Raw genomic sequence first — 1995 nt, forward strand, 5'->3', positions numbered from 1 at the left:
TAATCAGTTTAATCCTGCAATAAGACAATTTACATCGCCGAAGGCGATCCCTATTCTATTGTGAAAGCCTTCTTCAGCCGGATGTCTTCCGAGGAAGCGCCTGCCAGTACTTCAAATTCACCGGGTTCTACGGTCCAGTTCATGTTGCGGTCCAGGAGGGCGAGTGCGTCGGGGTGTAATGTGAAGTGCAGGGTTTTCTTTTCGCCCGGCGCCAGGGTGATGCGTTCAAAGCCGCGGAGCTGCATTACATAGGTGGTTACGCTGCTTACTTTGTCTTTTATATAAAGCTGTACTACTTCATCGCCTTTACGTTTACCCGTATTCGTTATATCCACGCTTACCTGTATATCGCCCTGGCTGGCCTGCTTTTCAGGGGTTACCACCAGGTTGCTGTAGGCAAATGAGGTGTAGCTGAGTCCATACCCGAAAGGATACAGGGCGCCGTTCACACTCGTACGGCCGTAACCGTTATTGCCTGAAGATGGTTGCCCTGCGTGCGATCCGGGCTTGTACGGAAAGTTCAGTTCTATTTGTCCCATTGTTTTGGGGAAGGTGACCGAAAGGCGGCCACCGGGATTATAATCTCCGAAGATGGTTTCGGCAATGGCTGTACCTCCCTGCGGACCAGGGAACCAGGCTTCCAGTATAGCGGGCAGGTTTTGTTGTTCCCAGTTAATGGTGAGGGGTTGCCCGTTGATCAGTACGGCAATCACCGGTTTGCCCGTAGCGTGTAATGCCTGCAGCAGCTGAAGCTGCCGGCCGGGCAGGGAAAGGTCAGTGCGGGAAAGACTTTCCCCTACCCGTTTTTCGTCTTCTCCCACAACGGCAATGATCACATCCGACTGCTGCGCTTTACTAACGGCGTCGGCTATACCGGCTTTTTCTGCGGAGTCCAGCGGAGTGGGCACCAGTTCTGTGCCGGGCCACCCGGGATTTACGATATCACAGCCTTTGGCATATTGTACGGTAATGTTTTTGCCGGCTTGTTGGGTGATGCCTTCCAGTACAGAAGTTACTTTATTATTGGAGGGGCCGTAACGGCTTACCGCGTGGGTGGTGGCATCCGCCAGCGGACCCGTTACCAGGATACGGCGTACCTGTTGTTTGTTCAGCGGCAGGGTTTCTTTTTCATTTTTCAGGAGTACCAGTGATTCGCGGTTCAGCTGAAGTGCAAATGCTTCGTCCGCAGCAGTATGTACCCCTTTATCCGCTAGTTTTGCCTCCGTATAAGGATGATCAAATAAACCAAGACGGAATTTTACACGGAGCACATCTGCTACCCTGCTGTCGATGGTTTTCATAGACACTTTGCCTTCCTTTACGAGTTCACGCAGCGGCATAATAAACTGTTGCGGCGGGGTGAAGTTGGTGCGTACGTTCAGGCCGGCTTCCACGGATTGTCTTACAGCGTCTTTATAATCCGCCGCCACATGATGTTTACTGAAAAGATATTCTACGGCTTCACTGTCGGACACTACGTAACCATCAAAGCCATACACCTGCCGCAGCAGTTGTGTGAGAAAATAATAGCTGCCGGTGATGGGTTCTCCGTCCCAGTCGTTGTAACTGCTCATTACACCCATGGGATGCGCTTCTGTGATCACGCGGCGGAACGGGTACAGGTATACCTGGTGCATTTCCCGCGGCGCCACGTGGGGATCCGTACGGGCATCGCCATCACGGCCGCCTTTGGGAACGCTGTATACTGCGAAGTGTTTCAGTGTGGAGGCCACTCCTTCCTCCTGCACGCCCAGGGTCATTTGTTTGCCCAGTTCTGCTACCAGGAAAGGGTCTTCCCCATAGCATTCCACTACCCTTCCCCAGCGTGGGTCCCTTGCGGGGTCAAGGATGGGTACGTATACATTGGTATACCCCAGCAGCCTGGCTTCCCGGCCTACAATATGGCCGGCGCGGCTCACCAGGTCTTTATTCCAGGTGCTGCCTATACCAATAGGCGCACAAAGCGGCGTGGCCCTGTCGTGGCACAGGCCGTGA

The 1995-nt window shown here is 53.5% G+C and carries 1 protein-coding gene; it reads right to left on the reverse strand.

Annotated features, from left to right (window positions below; all coding sequences use genetic code 11):
* Positions 1-50: 50 nt before the first annotated feature.
* On the reverse strand, positions 51-1995 hold a 1945-nt coding region (locus VN105_RS19785; RefSeq protein ID WP_325643403.1), incomplete at its 5' end, for a glycoside hydrolase family 3 C-terminal domain-containing protein.

Source organism: Chitinophaga sp. (assembly GCF_035564935.1).
GTDB lineage: Bacteria > Bacteroidota > Bacteroidia > Chitinophagales > Chitinophagaceae > Chitinophaga.